This is a genomic window from Kocuria sp. (assembly GCF_030538595.1).
In the GTDB taxonomy this organism is placed as follows: Bacteria; Actinomycetota; Actinomycetes; order Actinomycetales; family Micrococcaceae; genus Kocuria.
Genome location: NZ_JAUNTS010000003.1, coordinates 38,073 through 54,580, shown reverse-complemented (window position 1 = coordinate 54,580; position 16,508 = coordinate 38,073). Strand labels below are relative to the sequence as shown.

General features: G+C 61.4%; 15 protein-coding genes. 7 read left to right on the top strand and 8 right to left on the bottom strand.

All coding sequences use genetic code 11. The features are described from left to right. Window positions 1-17 precede the first annotated feature (17 nt). Both Q4G32_RS03690 and Q4G32_RS03685 read left to right on the top strand, forming a co-directional pair. Window positions 18-2,144, top strand: coding sequence for a PTS fructose transporter subunit IIABC (locus Q4G32_RS03690; protein WP_303349316.1), 2,127 nt, complete (start codon window positions 18-20; stop codon window positions 2,142-2,144). A 250-nt stretch (window positions 2,145-2,394) separates the two neighbouring features. After that, window positions 2,395-2,664 (top strand): HPr family phosphocarrier protein, encoded by a 270-nt coding sequence (locus Q4G32_RS03685; protein ID WP_303349315.1) that lies wholly within the window; start codon window positions 2,395-2,397, stop codon window positions 2,662-2,664. Window positions 2,665-2,755: 91 nt separating this feature from the next. Here Q4G32_RS03685 and Q4G32_RS03680 read toward each other — a convergent pair whose 3' ends face one another. Further along, window positions 2,756-4,078, bottom strand: a complete 1,323-nt coding sequence (locus Q4G32_RS03680) for a glycosyltransferase 87 family protein (protein WP_303349314.1) — start codon at window positions 4,076-4,078, stop codon at window positions 2,756-2,758. A gap of 360 nt (window positions 4,079-4,438) precedes the next feature. Here Q4G32_RS03680 and Q4G32_RS03675 point away from each other — a divergent pair, with 360 nt between their 5' ends. From Q4G32_RS03675 to Q4G32_RS03665, 3 genes are read left to right on the top strand one after another with little or no spacing between them, the layout of a single operon-like run. Further along, window positions 4,439-4,957, top strand: a complete 519-nt coding sequence (locus tag Q4G32_RS03675) for a hypothetical protein (RefSeq protein ID WP_303349313.1) — start codon at window positions 4,439-4,441, stop codon at window positions 4,955-4,957. A 3-nt stretch (window positions 4,958-4,960) separates the two neighbouring features. Beyond that, window positions 4,961-5,647, top strand: coding sequence for an FUSC family protein (locus Q4G32_RS03670; protein ID WP_303349312.1), 687 nt, complete (start codon window positions 4,961-4,963; stop codon window positions 5,645-5,647). Continuing rightward, entirely contained in the window at window positions 5,644-6,282 is a 639-nt protein-coding gene (locus Q4G32_RS03665; RefSeq protein ID WP_303349311.1) for a hypothetical protein, read from the top strand. The genes Q4G32_RS03670 and Q4G32_RS03665 overlap by 4 nt, the downstream gene beginning before the upstream one ends. Here the strand turns inward: Q4G32_RS03665 and Q4G32_RS03660 are convergent. The 6 genes from Q4G32_RS03660 to moaC all read right to left on the bottom strand — a co-directional run bounded on the left by Q4G32_RS03660 (window position 6,279) and on the right by moaC (window position 14,369). Further along, window positions 6,279-7,736, bottom strand: a complete 1,458-nt coding sequence (locus Q4G32_RS03660; protein WP_303349310.1) for a metallophosphoesterase — start codon at window positions 7,734-7,736, stop codon at window positions 6,279-6,281. The two genes, Q4G32_RS03665 and Q4G32_RS03660, sit on opposite strands and share 4 nt — an antisense overlap. A gap of 82 nt (window positions 7,737-7,818) precedes the next feature. Further along, complete coding sequence (locus Q4G32_RS03655; RefSeq protein WP_303349309.1) at window positions 7,819-9,510, bottom strand: FUSC family protein; 1,692 nt, start codon at window positions 9,508-9,510, stop codon at window positions 7,819-7,821. A 541-nt stretch (window positions 9,511-10,051) separates the two neighbouring features. Continuing rightward, window positions 10,052-11,083, bottom strand: a complete 1,032-nt coding sequence (locus Q4G32_RS03650) for a hypothetical protein (RefSeq protein WP_303349308.1) — start codon at window positions 11,081-11,083, stop codon at window positions 10,052-10,054. A gap of 363 nt (window positions 11,084-11,446) precedes the next feature. After that, window positions 11,447-12,754: a molybdopterin-synthase adenylyltransferase MoeB gene (gene moeB, locus Q4G32_RS03645; protein WP_303349307.1), complete on the bottom strand. Its 1,308-nt coding sequence runs from the start codon at window positions 12,752-12,754 to the stop codon at window positions 11,447-11,449. Beyond that, a complete protein-coding gene (locus Q4G32_RS03640) occupies window positions 12,739-13,833 on the bottom strand; it encodes a molybdenum cofactor biosynthesis protein MoaE (RefSeq protein WP_303349306.1) in 1,095 nt (364 codons plus the stop codon). Before Q4G32_RS03640 ends, moeB begins: the two co-directional genes overlap by 16 nt. Further along, window positions 13,830-14,369 (bottom strand): cyclic pyranopterin monophosphate synthase MoaC, encoded by a 540-nt coding sequence (gene moaC, locus Q4G32_RS03635; protein WP_303349305.1) that lies wholly within the window; start codon window positions 14,367-14,369, stop codon window positions 13,830-13,832. The genes Q4G32_RS03640 and moaC overlap by 4 nt, the downstream gene beginning before the upstream one ends. 198 nt (window positions 14,370-14,567) lie before the next feature. Here moaC and Q4G32_RS03630 point away from each other — a divergent pair, with 198 nt between their 5' ends. Further along, a complete protein-coding gene (locus Q4G32_RS03630) occupies window positions 14,568-14,828 on the top strand; it encodes a type II toxin-antitoxin system Phd/YefM family antitoxin (RefSeq protein ID WP_303349304.1) in 261 nt (86 codons plus the stop codon). Beyond that, window positions 14,828-15,214 (top strand): type II toxin-antitoxin system VapC family toxin, encoded by a 387-nt coding sequence (locus Q4G32_RS03625; RefSeq protein WP_303349303.1) that lies wholly within the window; start codon window positions 14,828-14,830, stop codon window positions 15,212-15,214. The genes Q4G32_RS03630 and Q4G32_RS03625 overlap by 1 nt, the downstream gene beginning before the upstream one ends. 14 nt (window positions 15,215-15,228) lie before the next feature. On the opposite strand, the gene Q4G32_RS03620 is transcribed toward Q4G32_RS03625, so the two are convergent. Continuing rightward, a complete protein-coding gene (locus Q4G32_RS03620) occupies window positions 15,229-16,488 on the bottom strand; it encodes an MFS transporter (RefSeq protein WP_303349302.1) in 1,260 nt (419 codons plus the stop codon). Window positions 16,489-16,508: the final 20 nt, after the last annotated feature.

The window sequence follows — 16,508 nt, the reverse complement described above, 5'->3', positions numbered from 1 at the left end:
ACAGCAAGGATTCATCAATGTCAGAGCTACCTCTGATCGTTCCGGAGCTGGTCGTCCTCGACCAGAACTTGGGCGGTCACAAGAATGACGTGATTACGCAACTCTCCGGCGTCGTCGCTGCCGCCGGCCGCGCGGATTCGGCAGACGGTCTGGCTGCCGACGCCCTGACCCGTGAGGGCCAGTCCCCCACCGGTCAGCCCGGTGGTATTGGGATTCCCCACTGCCGTTCAGCGCATGTGAACACCACCTCCCTGGGCTTTGCCAGGCTGGCCGAACCCGTGGACTTTGGCGCCAAGGACGGCCCCGCGGACCTGATTTTCCTGATTGCCGCTGCCGATGGCGAAGGCAAGGAGCACCTGAAACTGCTCTCCAAGCTGGCCCGCGCCATGGCCCGCAAGACCTTCCTCACCTCCCTGCGTGAAGCGCAGACGGCGGAGGAAGTGGTGGCGATCGTGGAGGAAGTTCTGGCTCCCAAGCAGACCCAAACCGCCAACGACGCCGCAGCTTCCGGTGGCACCGCAGGCTCAGGTGCCGCCGGCGCAACTGCCGGCGCTGCCGCCGCTGGGGCTGGTGCAGCTGCTGGTCAGGGCGGTGCCAAGCGTCGCCTGGTGGCCGTGACCTCCTGCCCCACCGGCATTGCCCACACCTACATGGCCGCCGAGGCTTTGGAACAGAAAGCCCAGGAGATGGGCCACGAGCTGGTGGTGGAAACCCAGGGCTCCTCCGGTGGCACCAACCTCACCCAGGAACAGATTGACGCCGCCGACGCCGTGGTGTTCGCCGTGGGTGTGGGCGTGCGTGACCGCGAGCGCTTTGCCGGCAAGCCCGGTGTGGAAGCCGGCGTGAACGTGGGTGTCTCCGACCCCGAGGGTCTGATCAACCGTGCGCTGGCAGCTGCCGATGATCCCAACGGTCATCGAATTTCCGGCGGTGGCGGAGCCGGCGGTGGTGAGTCCTCCGCTTCCTCCGAGGGCCAGTCCTGGGGCCGCCGCATCCAGCAGGCGCTGATGACCGGTGTCTCCTACATGATTCCGTTCGTGGCCGCCGGCGGTTTGTTGATCGCCCTGGCATTCGCCATGGGCGGGTCCAGCATTGCCAACGTTGCCGGCGATGTGGTCGGCCAGTACAACATCTTCAACACCCCGGATGCGGCCACCTTTGGTGTGGATCAGCTACGTGGTCCCGGGGCGTGGGTTTACCTTTCCGCCGTGTTCATGACGGTAGGCGGGCTGGCCATGGGCTTCCTGGTGCCGGCGCTGTCCGGCTACATCGCCTATGCCCTGGCGGGCCGTCCTGGTATCGCTCCCGGTTTTGTGGGCGGCGCCATTGCCGTGGCACTGGATGCCGGATTCATCGGTGGTTTGGTCACAGGTTTGGTAGCAGGCTTCATCGCCATGTGGATTGCCTCCATCAAGGTGCCGCGCTGGTTGGCTGGCCTGATGCCCGTGGTCATCATCCCTCTGGTCACCACGCTGATTGTTGGTTTACTCATGTACCTGCTGCTGGGCCAGCCGCTGGCGTCGCTCATGGCCTGGCTTCAGGATGGCCTGAACTCCATGACTGGAACTTCGGCTGTGCTGTTGGGTGTCATCCTGGGTCTGATGATGTGCTTTGACCTGGGTGGGCCGGTGAACAAGGCCGCGTACCTGTTCGCCACTGCCGGTCTGGCTCAGGGCACGGATGCCGCCATGATGATCATGGCCGCCGTGATGGCTGCAGGCATGGTGCCCCCCTTGGCCCTGGCCCTGTCCACCACAGTGCGCGGCAGCCTCTACTCGGAAGCTGAGCGGGAGAACGGTCGCACAGCCTGGTTGCTGGGTGCCTCCTTCATCTCCGAAGGTGCCATCCCGTTCGCTGCAGCCGACCCTCTGCGCGTGATCCCCTCCATGATGGCCGGAGGTGCGGTAACCGGTGCACTGACCATGGCACTGGGCGTCACCTTGAATGCCCCGCACGGTGGCATCTTTGTAGTTCCCTTCATGGGCAACCCCTGGGGCTTCTTGATTGCGCTGGTGGCAGGCGTACTGGTGGCTGCTCTGCTGGTGACCTTGCTCAAGACCCAGCGTCAGAAGTCGCTCATGGCGGCTGCTCAGCGTGAGGCACAGGCTAAGAACGCTCCCACCGCGGAAGCCGTGAACGCCTGATCCTCACTTAGCGGTAGGACCAGAAGTAGACGAACCCTCACGGCACTACGTGATCACCAGCTGATCGCGCAGTGCCGTGAGGGTTCAGTCATATCCACTGACGTTTCTGGCACACTCCGGCCACAAATAGGGACCGACGGGATGTCCTGACACACTGTTACACAGGCATTCGCGGTGTAGCTGTAGTCTCAGCTGACCATCGGGCGCACCCGAATGCACTTGAATCGAGCATCAATCCATAGGAGGAAGCATGCCCAGCAAGAACGTTGTCGTCGGCTCCGCCGTCGGCCTGCACGCACGTCCCGCAGCCATCATCGCCGAGGCTGCGGGTGAGTTTGACGACGAGATCTTGATCGGCCTGGTCAATGATCCTGATGAAGAGCCCGCTGACGCCTCTTCCTCCCTGCTGATCATGGCCCTGGGTGCGGAAAAGGGCACCGAGGTTGAGGTCAGCTCCGAGAACGCCGATGCCGTGGAGAAGATCGCCGCCCTGATTGAGAAGGATCTGGACGCCGAGTGATCTAGCTCCTCCGCAGCCAGGGGGCGTTGGGGTGCTGCATCAGTGGGTTGATGCAGGACCCCAACGCCCCCTGGTCATATGTGAACTTGGATCAACGACGACGGCGCCCGTCCAGGATCGCCGTCGTTGCCCACAGCAGGAGCAGCAAGAACAGCATCACGTAGGGGAAGATCCAAATGGTCTCCGAGACGTGGAGATCAATCCCCATGCGCTCCGTCAGGAACAGTCCACGCATGGGGCCGATGAATGCACCGATGAGCCAGATCCAAGTCAAGACCGCCGCAATGACCCGGGTGGCCCCGCGGAACAGGTGCGGGAAGGCCTCCAACCACAGAGCCAAGGCGATGATCGGGTAGTAGACCTGGTGATGTGACCATGAGATGGGGGACATGAACAGCATGACCAATGCGTTCATGGAGATGGCGGAGAGAATCATGCCGCGGCGGGTCAGGTAGACCAGCGCCACTGCCACCAGAACGATCATGATGAGCACCAGCGGATAGCGGATGGGGTCCACCAAGTCGCCCGGGATACCGTTTTTGATCAGCAGCCCCGTGATCGCTGTGTTGTCGATGTACTTGATGGAACCCACGCGATCGGAAGCGGACACGGAATCGGTCCAGAACTGCATGGAATCGTTGTAGAGAATCAAGAAGCCCAGACCCACGGTGGCGGCGAAAGTCACGCCCATGCTGATGATGGCCCGGAAGTTTTTCTGCATCAGAAAAATCAGGCCGAAAGCCAGCGGCGTCAATTTGATACCGGCTGCAATACCGATCAAAACACCACGTGGAATGAAGGCGGTGGCCCGTTCAATCCACGCGCCTGTGCCATCTGTGCGGCGCACCAGGTCCAGGAAGATCAGGCCGAAGAGCAGGATATTGACCTGCCCCAAAGAAATTGTGCGAATCCACGGTCCGCAGAACAGGATGGCGGCCAAGACCAATGCGAACATGGCTCGGCTGCCCAGGTAGTTGGTCAACGGGATGGTGCGGCCTTTGCGCTGCGCGTAGGAAATCAGCGCCCCCGCAAGCGGTACGGCCACTATCAAATCCGCGCCCAGCAGCAGGAACCGCATGACGTCAAAGGGGATCCAGGCCAGCAACCCGAACAACAGTGCCGCAAAGGGTGGGTAGGTGAACGGAAGGGTGTCATTTCCCCACGGCACGGGGAAGCCGAGGTCGTACAGCGGTTCCTGACGGATGTTCGGGTTTGCCACCCACTGGGCACCCATGTTGTAGACCATCAGGTCCAAGGAGCCTTCGATCACCAGCCAAATGCTCCACGCCAGGACCATGCCCAGGGTCACGTAGGCCAGAACCCGCGCCCACTGGGGGCCAGTGCCGGGCGTTGCGGCAACCGCCCATCGGGTGGACAGGGTGCTTTGCGGCTCCTGGGAGCGAGTGGATTGCAAGCGGGCCTCCTGCGGCGGTACGGCGGGGAAGGAAGTGGAAACCCGAGTCTTGGGTCCCCTACAGATTACCCGTGGCCTGCCTGACCGTCCGTGGATTTACGACGACGACGCCCATGCGATCCGTCACGCCCACCTTTTGCACCGTAACGATCCGATGCCGAAACTGGCCAGCTGGCAAATATCTGACTAGCGTGAATATCTGGCCCTTCACGACCGTTACGACTATCACAACCGATCCGACGACGAGGTGAAACCACGATGGACTCACCGAAAGAACTCCATCACCCACTGCCCACGCCGATCTCCGCCAAGCAGCGACTCTGGCCATTTGCTTGTTCATTCATGGCTCTCATGGTTTCGATGCCCATACTGACCGGGCTAATTCCCATCCCCGAATGGCTCGGTAGGTTTGGTTTGAGTGTGATGATCGTGGGTCTGATCATTTGGATGGTGCGCTGGTTGCAAACTCGCGGAGGCCGCTCTCAGGAAGTCCGCAACACCTTCGGGGATGAAATCCACGGTGATTGGGGCCGACCGGAGTGGTCAGGGGTCATCCCCGGTGTCAATGCAGCCACTTTCCGGGCTGCAGCTGACGTTTTTGCGCATTCGCCGCAATTCGTGGTGCACGGGCTGAACCCGCACACCGGGCTGTTGATGCTCCGTGGTCAGTTGACTGCGACCAGCTACGGATACGTGACCACCGTGCGTTACACACCTGGGGTTGAAAACCCAGAAGTCACGGTCACCTCTGTTCCCTACAGCTCAATCGGCCCGTTGGCGGGAGCTGAGGCCAGGAGGAATGTTGCCCAAGTAGTGGAAACACTGCGTGCCGTGGCGGCGCCGACCAGTGAGCCCGTAGCGTCACCAGCCGGGCAGTGACCAATGGCTGCTAGGAAGCGCACTTCCGAACGAGCCTCAGCCTTCACGGCGCCACGATCATGGCGGCGGCGCAGCTGGATCTTGGCCGGCGTTGCGCTGGCCCCCATGCTCCTGATGGTGCTTTGGCAATTTGGACCTGATCCTGTTGATTCACCGTGGTGGCTTGCCTGGGTCCTGTGGTCGGCAATCGTGCTGGGCATCGCTCTGGGGGTGCGACGGTTCATGGCCCGCCAAACCGCGAACTTTGACCGATCGGACCCCATCCTCAAAGACATCAAGGCCATTGACGACGGCCTCCAGTGGACGGGGAAAATACCCGGCTTGGACAGCACCAACTTTGAGGCAACCTTCACCCGAGCAGCAGCAATCTACAAGCGGCTGCGCATTCAATCCATGTCGGCCGATGACTTGACAGCTGACTTGGACACCACAGCAGGCTGGACCACGCCCGGGACGGACATCTCCATACGCGGTTCCCAACCCGCTTCCCCGGTTGATGGTCCGGACAACCCATTGGAAACTGACCTGGTCTTCCAGATTTCCAACACCACGCAGTTCGCGCGGATAGATGGACTGCAAACAGCCGATGACCTTGCCCGGTTGGTGTACCTGTTGCGAGACCTGGCCCCCAAAACCGCAAGCACCCACCCCTGTTCAGACAAGGGCACCGCCCACAGCGAGCCCCGGTGACATCACGCGGCGGAACGCACAGATTCCCCGAACCCGCCTACTGGAAATGGCGCACCCTGGTGGTGAAATACGGGTCTTTCATCCCAATCATCCCTATGGCCATGGTGGGCATGGTCGGCGGATTGGGTGATTTGCCCTGGGTAGCTTGGCTGCCGTTTCTCATGGGGTTCATGTTCTTGGCCTTCGCGGGCCCCAGGATCTCGCGCAGCACCCGACTCCTGGGAGCTCAACACGACCCCGTGGCATCGGCAGTGGTTCACGATGCCGACTCCAGCTACTGGACCGGACCAATCCCAGCACTGGGCCCCCACAACCTCAACGCTGTCCTGACCGAAATATCTGACGGCTACCGCCGCTTCAAACTGCTGTCCGTGTCCGAGGATGCACTCCTTGCCACGGTCAGCGTTGACCAGAGTTGGAACAGTTCCGGCTCTGACATCACGGTGCGTGCTCTTACTGATCCGACCGATGGTCAGGTGCGCGGGGACACCATCACCTATCAAGTTGTTCATGGACCAGATGTGGGGTCCTTGACCGGTGATCCGTTGCGCCAGCAGGACAACATCATGCGCCTGGTTCACCTGATGCGGGCAGTCGCCGCTCTGCCACCCACCGGCGGGGCCAACGGCAGTTAGCGACGCCGCAGCTTTCGCACCACGAGCGCAGCGCCCACGGCACCGGCCACCGTCAGGGCGGTACCCCACTTGTCAGGGATGACGCGGCCGGAAACATCCGTCTCCGTGCGACCGAACCCCGACAAAGTCTGGTCCGAGGCCGGCAGGGTGAGGGGACCGGCGGCGTCGTCGTTGAGATTCGGAACGTCAGTGGCCAAGGTTCCGTCTGCTGGGAGGTTGCGCCCACCGGGTACTTGCGAACGCAACTCCACGGGCAGGATCAGATGGTCCGGATGCGCCCAGGGTTGCGCCGCGACCTCCGCTGCATCGCGTCCGCCGAGCAGTTGGTTCAGCTGGCTTTGCGGGGCAAAATCCCCGGGCTGGAAACTGTCCAGGACGGGCGAATAGGTGCTCACGCGCACCGTCCCATCGGCAACACGAAACTGCAGGAGTCTCAGGAACCCGGTGCGCCGCTCACCCCGAGCTTGCCGATAACCCACCGGGAATTCTTCATCTGGCATCCGGTGCGCCTGATAATCCGCCAACAAACCCGGAGACGGATAAGCCACCTGATCTTCAAGGCGCCACCCCGTACCGGAAATGTGCCCGCACAGCACCATGACCACATTTGAATGTTGGGAGACCACTTCGCGGTGGATTTTCACGCCGTCGTTGGGGCCGTAAGACCCGGGGCCACCGTAAGGAGCTCCGGACCCATCCGGGCGAATTCCCTGGTCAAGATAGTAATGCGTGCAAATAATGGCGTCTCGATCCGCATATTGGCGCAGTACGTCATTCGCCCATGCGGTGTGCTCATCACGCACTCCGTATCCCAGGTGAAGGAAGATGAGTTTGGTGTCACCAACGGTGACAAGGTCGTAATGGCAGCTGTTTTCACCGGCCTTCCACGGACCGCCGTAGTTGGCCTCCACCTCTAATTCTCCCGCGCGGGGACGCCATTGCCGCTGAGCCATCATGGTGCGGATCGGTCCAAAAGTTTTGTTGAACATCTTGAGTTCTGGTGATCCACGGCCCTCGTCTGAGCCCCAACGATTGTCGTGATTGCCGGGCAGCACCCCCACGGGCACCCCGTAATCTTCGATCATGGAAATCAGCCGCCCGGCTTCCTGAAACTCCCGCCGGGCGGTTGACCGCCGGTTCCAGAACCAGCACCAGTTCTCCACCAGATCACCGGTGTGGGCCAGGTACACGATCTTTCGCCGTTCGGCGTTCTCCCCCACCCACCGGGCGATGGCATCATGGGCGGCCTTGAATCGCGCCTGGCGATCCGGGTCCGACGGGTCTGCGGCACCTTCGGCGATGTACTGGGTGTCCGTCAGATGCACGATGGCAAAGTCGTAATCCTCCGGGTCTGCAAACCCCACGTCCGTACGCTGCGCCGGACCGGTGGCGGGATCGTAGTCATCGCCATTCACCACGACGACGTCCTGCTCCTGCGGCTTCCGTTCTTGCACTGCGTTCCCTCCTACGATCCTACGATTGCTTGGTTCACTGGCTGCCGGAATGAGTCACTGGCACAGCCGGGGTCCGGGACGTTCAGTGTGATGTGGCAAAGTCTCGATGAACTTCAGCCACCTGCTGAGCCAGTCCCTCAACATGAATGTTTCGAGATGAGATTGCAGGCAACGTTGCGATGGTGGCGCGCAATTGTTGCAGCGCCTGCTGTGCGGCTGCTTGATCTGCCGCTGTGGACCACCCTGCTGCGGTGACGTCAAAAGCAAGGCCTGCTATTTCCTCGTGCAACTCCGACCAAGGAGCCAATGAGCTTGGATCGTCCGTGCGGGCAGTGGCCAGAATGGATGATGCCCGCCCAACCTCAAAGATCAGATTGCGCCGATGCTCTGCAGCTCTCAGAGAGTTTCCACGGGCTTGACCCGTGAGGTCGATCAACACATCCACAATGCAGTTCAAGGTCATTCGATACTGTCTACGCACCAACCGGATGGCAGCTTTGCGGCCAATCAACCAGATGACCAGAACGGCTGCGCTGACGCCCACCACGGTCTCCACCAGGCGGTCACGGATCAGCGACTCCATTTGGGCATCAGATGTCACCGGAGACATCAACAATGCCAGCCCCGTAACGCACACGGTGGCGATCGCGTAATTGGTGGGAGCCATGAGCTCCAATCCGTAGAGCGCGACCACCACAATGCCCAACACCAACCACGGCCCGGGATGAGCCAGAGCAAACCCCAGGTAGAGCACCACGCCGATTCCCGTACCCACCACCCGGTGAGCGGCACGAACGGTCAACTCCGTGCGTCCTGTCTGCATGTGCAGAATGATCAGGGCCGACAGCACTGCCCAGTAGGGGTGACCCACATGGAGAAGAAGCACGGACACGGATGCGATCAGCACGGCCAGGGCTGCACGTTGCGCAATCAGCCAAGCTCGCGCACCGGGATTCAAGCTGGTTCGCAGAAGATACTTCCACCCAGGTCGGCCCAGAGGGACCAGACCCACCATGGCGGGCAACCCTGTTGGCGGCTCCGTTGTACGGTGACCGCCATCCGGAGCAGCGGATATGCCCAGCACAGAGTGCGGATCTGCGTACGTGGCAGCCAACAGCTGATCGTGCAGAGCCTCCATCTGCCGCTGCAGCTCTTGTCCTTGCTCAGAATGTTGTTCGGCACCGGGTTTCAGACCCGAACGCACCGCAGCCCAGGCGTCGTTGTACATCACCCACGCACGTGAGCGCAGCGTGGACATGTCTGCATCACTGGTGCCCGAGCCCTGGGCACCCGGTTGCACCGCATCCACATATGCCGCCACGGATTCACGCGCCGTCCGCACGGCCTGGTGTTTAGGCGCCGACGCCTTCACCACCACCAACAGCAGGGAGACCACCGCTGTAATGGACCAAGTCAACAGTGAAACCGGCAGGACTTCCGCAACAGAATATCCGCGCGCCCCCAAATAGGTGCCAAAGGCGCAGGCAAACAAGGTGGTGGTGGGCCCCGGCGCACCGACTGCCAGTGCGTGCCACACCCAGACAACCAAGGTAGTGAGTACCGTGATGACTACGGGCACCAGCCACGCGTGCGGGGCAATCAAGAGGCCAATCAATATGCTCGCCTGAGTTGCCACCCCAACCAGAATCAAAGTGACCATGCGTTGTCGGAAAGGATCATCACGGCCGGCATTACCCGCCATGGCGCCCAACAGTCCCATGGTGGCCTGCGCAGGCCCCACAAAAAGAGCCGTGAGCAGTAGGCCCACACCCACGGGAGTGACGTATCGGATGGACTGGACGGCATGGCCCGGGTGGGGCGCACAGCAAGAAGACTCGTGAAAAGCCGTTTCAACTCAGGCATGGGGGTAGCCATACACAACCTCTCCCTAGCAGTCAGCAAATCCTCCCGCCAGGTGGCGGATGGAGCGAGTGAGACCGGACTGGGCGTCGGCGGAACGCAGAAGGCCCAGTGCCTCTTCTGAGCGAACTCCGCCCTGGCAGTGCAGAACCACGTCCGCTAGTACTGAGCCGCTCGAAGTGGGTATCCGTCAGATGCACAATCGCAAAGTCGTAGTCCTCCGGCTCCGCGAAACCCGCATCCACACGCTGCGCCGGACCGGTTGCTGGATGATACTCATCCCCATTCACGACGACCGCCTGCCCGCCTGGCTCCTTCTTGCCCACCGCGCTGAAACCTCCTTGAACTATCATCCGACGTTTAGTAAATTCCCACCCTTGCCCGCGACACCCTAGGTTAGGAATTGGGTGAAGTCGGAGTGAGAGGATCCATTAAATAAGAGTTGAGCTACCCGACTACTTGCTCACTGTGAAACAAAAGGGTCCCAGCGAAACTTTAAGGAGAACTTTGCGGCCTCTCTTGCCACCCTGCCGCGCTAAGAAACTATCCAGATTTTCGTTTCGCATCCGTTTTTGCTCAACATAATCAGCCGCCTTTTCTTCGGCCCGCCTCGCCATGGCCACGGCACAGCCAGCTTCACGCTCCAGTTCCTCATTTATCAAATATGCCTTCCGGGCCCTCACCCCACGCAGCCAAGCGTACGACCCCACAATCACCAACGAAATGAGCGTAAAAACTGCAAAAATTATGATCTCAGACAAAACCGAATCATCGACCGCAAGAAATAGGAATACAATTACACCCAGCGGTAATAGAGCACCACCTAGGAGTGGCCATATGAAATTCAGCGGGAAATGCCACACCATAGCCGCAAAAATACGAAGAGGGCCTGCAACCAAACGGAGCACCGATCCGCGACTGCCCGCCTTCACGAATGCCACCCTGAGGTATGGAAACCCACCGCCCCTGTGCCGCAATGACACTCCCCTAAACACCCCGACCGCGTGTGCGTACTTAACTTGCCCCCACTCCTTCAGGCGTTTATCCAAGTATGAAGAGTCAGGAGCCCGCCCCGACAGGTTCACCGCTCTTTCTCGGGCTGCGGCAGCAATCATAGTTGGGTCCTGACTCAAGTCGTCATCGGCTCCCTTGGACTTAAGGGCGCTATACAACATTACGCTAAAGATGATCGCCGCAAATGCGAAAAAGCCAATGCCATAATAGGTAGACGCTACATTCTCTTGATTATTTAACGATTCATAGAAATATGATGCTGAGATACTTACAAAAACACCAGATCCTAGGGCGGCCAACGATGGTACCAAAATTTCTCGAAATTGACGGTCTTCTCGCCTCATTGTAGCATAGTCTTGTTTTCGCGGAGCGCGAATCAAGGGTATACGGATTAGCTCAAAGATCGCAAGGCCAAGGATTATCAGGAGCGCCAGCCCACCGAGCCCCATAAGGAAAAATGCCGCAAGCTCCATGCCATCCCTTACTGTTTGCAACCGTGTCAACATTGGCTTGACTTGTTTCACTAACATTTGCTCACAAGCCCTTCACAGTCAAGGACCTGTGGCAATATTCCGAAGAGCGGCTTGCAGTGAGAGTCGGCAACTCCGGCACTCATTGTTCAATCATTAGTGCAGCACAGGCACCCGGGCCCAATGTGCTTTACCGTGGTGGCTGGCTGCTCCCAGTTGCGAATGCAATGCAGTCCCGGCAGGTGAGCGTCGACGATGAACCACAGAATTCGCTGAGAAGCGTTCCCATCCACTCTTCAGCCCCACCCTGAATTCGAGCACCGATTTGCCTCGAGCATCAACGCTGAGGGACGGGACAACTCGTCATCAAGTACGCACGCTGCGTGGCGACTGTAGATCGTCGTCGCTTTCTCGATCCCAAGCGGTCTTGCCTCCGGCCAGGTGGCGGGTGGTACGGGTGATGCTTGCCTTGGAGTCGGCAGCACGCAGAAGGCCCAGCGCCTCCCCGGAACGAACACCACCCTGGCAGTGAAGCACCACGTCCGCGCTAGAACAGAGCCGCTCAAAGGCAGCGCCGGAGCGGAACTCACCCAGCGAGATCAGCACCGCCCCGGGGATGGCGGACAGCTGATGCTCCCAAGGCTCGCGGACATCCACCAGCAGAAAATCCCGCTGTCCTTGGTCGCGGGCCGTCAGCATTTCTTGTAATTCCACAACTCCCACGGTGTCCAGGTCCGGGTCCGATTTGGTTGAAACAGACCATGCGGTTGCAGCAGAGGATGCCGTTGCACTAGACGCCACCGATCCAGGTGCACCACAGGCAGCAGCGTCTGCAGCGGCATCACCTTCGGTCCCATAACCATCACGCTCGAAACCACCGAACGGGAACATCTGCTCCACGGGAGCCTGCGAGCGCACCAGTGGGATGGTGGCCCAGGTGCCATCCAGGGCGTCGTAGGTACTGACCCTCCCCACCAGGGCAGAGCCCACCCCCATGATCACCTTCATGGCCTCCAGAGCCATGGCGGAACCAATCACCCCGGGTAATGCACCCAGCACCCCGGCCTCTGCGCAGTTGGGCACAGAACCGGGGGCGGGGGGAACCGGGTGCAGGTCCCTGTACGTGGGACCGTGCTCAGCCCAGAACACGGAGAGTTGACCGTCAAAACGCAGGATGGATCCCCATACGTGGGGCACCCCCGCAAGAGCGCACGCATCCGAGAGCACGTAGCGGGTTTCAAAGGTGTCAGACCCATCCAGCACCAGGTCATATCCGGAGACCAACTCCACCGCGTTCTCAGCAGTCAACCGCTGCCGGTGCTCCACCACGTTCACATCCGGGTTCAGGTCACGCACACGCACTGCTGCCGAGCCAGCTTTGGCAGTACCCACGGCAGAGTCCCCGTGCAGGACTTGGCGTTGAAGATTGGACAGTTCCACGGCGTCGTCGTCAACAATGCCCAAGGTGCCGATTCCGGCAGCAGCCAGGTAGAGGATGGCTGGTGACCCCAGACCACCGGCGCCCAGGCACAGCACGCGGGCGGCGCGCAGGCGGCGTTGCCCCAAGTCCCCGATGGACGGCACCGACAGATTGCGGGCGTAGCGCTGAATCTCCGGCAGGCTCAGCTCCGGGCCGGGGGCCACCAGTGGCGGCAGGTTCACAGATTCACCCATTCGTGTGTGCCGTCCTGAAGGTGCTGTTGTTTCCAGATCGGCACACGTTCTTTGATCCGGTCCACCAGGGCATCGCAAGCCTGGAAGGCGATCTTGCGGTGGGACGCGCCTGCTGCAACTTCCATGGCGGAATCCCCCACACTCAACCGGCCGATGCGGTGTTCGGCAACCAGACGCACCCCGGGAAACTCCTGGGCCACTTCCTCACACACCCGCTGCAGCGCCGTGGAGGCTGTGGGATGGGCGGTGTATTCCAGCTGAGTCACGGACCGTCCGGCGTCGTGATTGCGGATCAACCCGCTGAAGCCCACCACAGCCCCCGTGGTCTCAGAGGCCGCAGCGGACTGGACACTGGCGGCACTCAGCCGGTCCTCCGTCACCCGTGTGGAGACCACCACGCCCTCCACACGGTCAGCCGGATGATCACCTTGCACCCCGCTGGGCTGGAACCCCGCGGCTGGAACGGGGGCCGGGTCCTCAACAGATGGCGTAGTGTGCCCCACGTCCCGGTGCCCGTTGAGCTGCTGGAACACGTGGTCCAACAGTGGCAACACCACACCCATGCCGTCTTTGACTCCGCCCCGGGAGCCGGGCAGATTGACCACCAGCGTGCGCCCGGCAACACCGACTTCCCCGCGGGAGAGACCTGCCGTGTGGATGTGCTCTAGCCCGGCGGCCCAGATGGCGTGCATGACACCGGGCAGCTGCCGGTCCAGGAACTCGCGGGTCAGTTCAGGAGTCAGGTCATCCGGCATCAGTCCCGTTCCACCGGATGTGATCAGCAGGTCGGGGCGCTCCTGGGCCGGAAGCTCGCGAAGGAAGTGCTGCATCTGAGTGCGCAGGGGCTCCCCGTCAGCCACCACAATGGGATCGGCACACTGATGGCCGGCTTCCCGGATCATGGCTGCTGCGGTGGGGCCCGATTTGTCCGGGTAGGTGCCGGCAGCCGCCCGAGTGGAGGCCACCAGCACCACTGCCCGGTAGGTTCCGGTGGTTTCGGCATGGCGACGCGAAGCCTGCTCATCACCTTCTGCCTGTGCACCCGCGAACATGCTCTGATCGAATGGTTGGTCGCTCATGCGTCCTCCCGTTGCCAGTCCCCGGACTTGCCACCGGACTTGGCCAGCACCTTGGTCTCTGCAATGACCGCGAACTTGTCCACGGCCTTGATCATGTCGAACAGCGTCAGCGCAGCCACGCTCACTGCCGTCAGCGCCTCCATCTCCACACCGGTCACCCCGCGGGTTTTCACCACCGCGGTGATCTCCACGCCCGCCGCCAACCGCCTGAAGTCCACAGTGACCTTGCTGATGGGCAGCGGATGGCACAACGGCACCAGCTCAGGGGTCTTTTTGGCAGCCATGATCCCGGCCACCCGCGCCACCGGGAGCGCATCCCCCTTGGGCAGGTCAGCGGCAAAAATCATCTCCACCACATCCACACGGGTTTTCACGACGCCGACCGCCGTTGCCTCCCGCGTGGTTTCCTGCTTGGCGGAGACATCCACCATCTGCGCTGACCCATCGCCACGGACGTGGGTCAATTCCCGCGGATTCGACTCCCCGTGATCACTGCCATTTGGGGTCTGCCCCGGGCCGGTACTCCCAAGTTCCATGATTCCTCCGAGTCCGTGCGCATTGCTGTGAGCACATGAATGATGAGGGGTGGCAGGGCCCAACGTACCAATGTCAGTTGACGGCCGTGGTTCACAGCAAGTCTGCCTCCCTTTGGCCTGGTCGTCGGAGTGATCCTGGTCCATGACCAGCAGCCGCCGATAGTTACTAATAGTAGTAGAACGGGCTATCCTGACCCCATGGCCACCGTGACACGTTCTGAGCTGAACCAGCAGACTGCCCGCGTCCTGGCACGCGTAGAGGCGGGAGAGGACGTGACGGTCACTGACCGTGGCCGCCCGATTGCCCGTATCTCCCCGGTGGAGTCCAGCCGCCGGTCCCAGCGAATTGCGGCGGGCCTACTCCGACCTGCCTCTGCGTCCGGCGTGCCGGAAATCAAGGTGCCTGTCACTGACTGGAGCACGGAACAGATGCTTGAGGACATGCGCGGGGAGTCCTGATGATCTACGTGGACACCTCCGCGGCCTACAAGTTGCTGAGCCGTGAACCCCAAGCCACGGCGGTCGAATCTATGTTCACTCAGGGCGACGGCTTGCTCGCCTCGCGTCTGCTCGAAGTAGAACTCCACGCCACTGTGGACCGCCGCGGAGGATCTCACCAAGACGTCCAAGAAATCCTGAGACGCATCGAGTTGGACGCCGTCGATGACGAAGTACTCGATCACGCACTCACACTGCGCTCAGGTTTGCGGGCCATGGATGCGCTCCATCTCTCAACGGCGTTGCTGCACGCTGGACTGGTCACGGAGATGGCCACGTTCGACCGTGAACTCGCCATTGCTGCTGAGCGTCACGGCCTGACTCTTCACGCTGCCTGCCATCCCTGATCTGTTCGCAGAACTCAGGCGCTTGCAGCGGCGCGTTCGTCCACGCGCCCGCCGTTGCGCAGAATGAAGCACGTGATCAGCCCGAGCACGCAGAACAGTGCCAACAGTATGAGTCCCACAAAGTAGGAGTTCTGGGCCTCGTTGTAGGTGGCCCCCATGACCAGTGGTGGGAAGTAACCACCCAGGCCACCGGCTGCGGCAATGATGCCGGAGACCGTGCCCACGGTGCGGGGTTCGGAGGCCCGTGCCACCCAGGCGAACACACCGCCGGTACCCAGACCCAGGAACAGCGCCATCAGGATGAAGATGGGGCCGTAGACGTGCTCCGCATTCGGCTGGAAGGCCACCACCACGGCCAACAGAGCCGCACCCACGTAGGAGGCGATGGAAACCAGCTTGGGCCCCACCTTGTCCGCCAGGGTGCCACCGATGGGACGGGCCACCACGGCAGCCGCAGCGAATCCTGCGGTGCGGGTGCCGGCCCCGGTGGCGTCAAAGTCATACACGTTGCCCAGGTAGGTGGGCAGGTAGTTGGAGAAGGCCACAAAAGCGCCGAACACAATGGCGTACATGAAGCACAGCAGCCACGTTTCCTTCAACCCAAAGGCCACCTTGAGCTTGGGCAGCATGGGGGTGGGCTCCACACCCCGGCGGGTGGGTGATTCGCGCAGGAACAGCCAGCAGATCACTGCCATGACAGCCACCAGCACGGCAATCAGGATGTGTGCACCCATGTACCCCAGACCGGCCACCAATCGCGGGGTGAAAAACGCGGAGACTGCTGTGCCCACCATGCCCGCACCGAACACACCTGTGGCAAATCCCTTGCGGTGGGATTCGTACCAGGCAGAGCAGAACGGGATGCCGATGGCAAAAACGGTGCCGGCAATGCCCAAGAAGAAGGCCACGAACACCAACATGCCAAAGTTGTTCATCTGACCCACCACGGCGGTCAGCAAGACCAGCGGGGCGGTCACACCCAGGATCACGGTGAACATGAGCCGTCCGCCGTAGCGATCGGTCATGGCTCCCACGGGCACTCGGGCCACAGCACCCACCAGGATGGGCATGGCCACCAGGATGGAGGTCTGACCGGCCCCCAAATCCATGTTGGCGGCATAGGTCTTGGCCAGGGGACCAATGATGGTCCAGGCCCAGAAACCCATGGTGGAGGCCAGGGTGGCCAGCAAAAGGTTGCGGGTCTGCCCCGCCTTCATCTCCTGTGCCAGAGCATTTTCTGGCGCGGTGGACGACGTCGCTGCAGTTTTCCCCATGACTGTGGTTCTCCTCAGTG

Excerpts from the sequence above, each read along its gene's own strand:
- Q4G32_RS03670 (WP_303349312.1), top strand. The coding sequence starts at position 4,961 with ATGGCTGCTAGGAAGCGCACTTCCGAACGAGCCTCAGCCTTCACGGCG.
- moeB (WP_303349307.1), bottom strand. The coding sequence starts at position 12,754 with ATGGGTGAATCTGTGAACCTGCCGCCACTGGTGGCCCCCGGCCCGGAG.
- Q4G32_RS03620 (WP_303349302.1), bottom strand. The coding sequence starts at position 16,488 with ATGGGGAAAACTGCAGCGACGTCGTCCACCGCGCCAGAAAATGCTCTG.
- Q4G32_RS03675 (WP_303349313.1), top strand. The coding sequence starts at position 4,439 with ATGCCCATACTGACCGGGCTAATTCCCATCCCCGAATGGCTCGGTAGG.
- Q4G32_RS03640 (WP_303349306.1), bottom strand. The coding sequence starts at position 13,833 with ATGAGCGACCAACCATTCGATCAGAGCATGTTCGCGGGTGCACAGGCA.
- Q4G32_RS03685 (WP_303349315.1), top strand. The coding sequence starts at position 2,395 with ATGCCCAGCAAGAACGTTGTCGTCGGCTCCGCCGTCGGCCTGCACGCA.
- moaC (WP_303349305.1), bottom strand. The coding sequence starts at position 14,369 with ATGGAACTTGGGAGTACCGGCCCGGGGCAGACCCCAAATGGCAGTGAT.
- Q4G32_RS03650 (WP_303349308.1), bottom strand. The coding sequence starts at position 11,083 with ATGGAGCTTGCGGCATTTTTCCTTATGGGGCTCGGTGGGCTGGCGCTC.
- Q4G32_RS03690 (WP_303349316.1), top strand. The coding sequence starts at position 18 with ATGTCAGAGCTACCTCTGATCGTTCCGGAGCTGGTCGTCCTCGACCAG.
- Q4G32_RS03630 (WP_303349304.1), top strand. The coding sequence starts at position 14,568 with ATGGCCACCGTGACACGTTCTGAGCTGAACCAGCAGACTGCCCGCGTC.
- Q4G32_RS03625 (WP_303349303.1), top strand. The coding sequence starts at position 14,828 with ATGATCTACGTGGACACCTCCGCGGCCTACAAGTTGCTGAGCCGTGAA.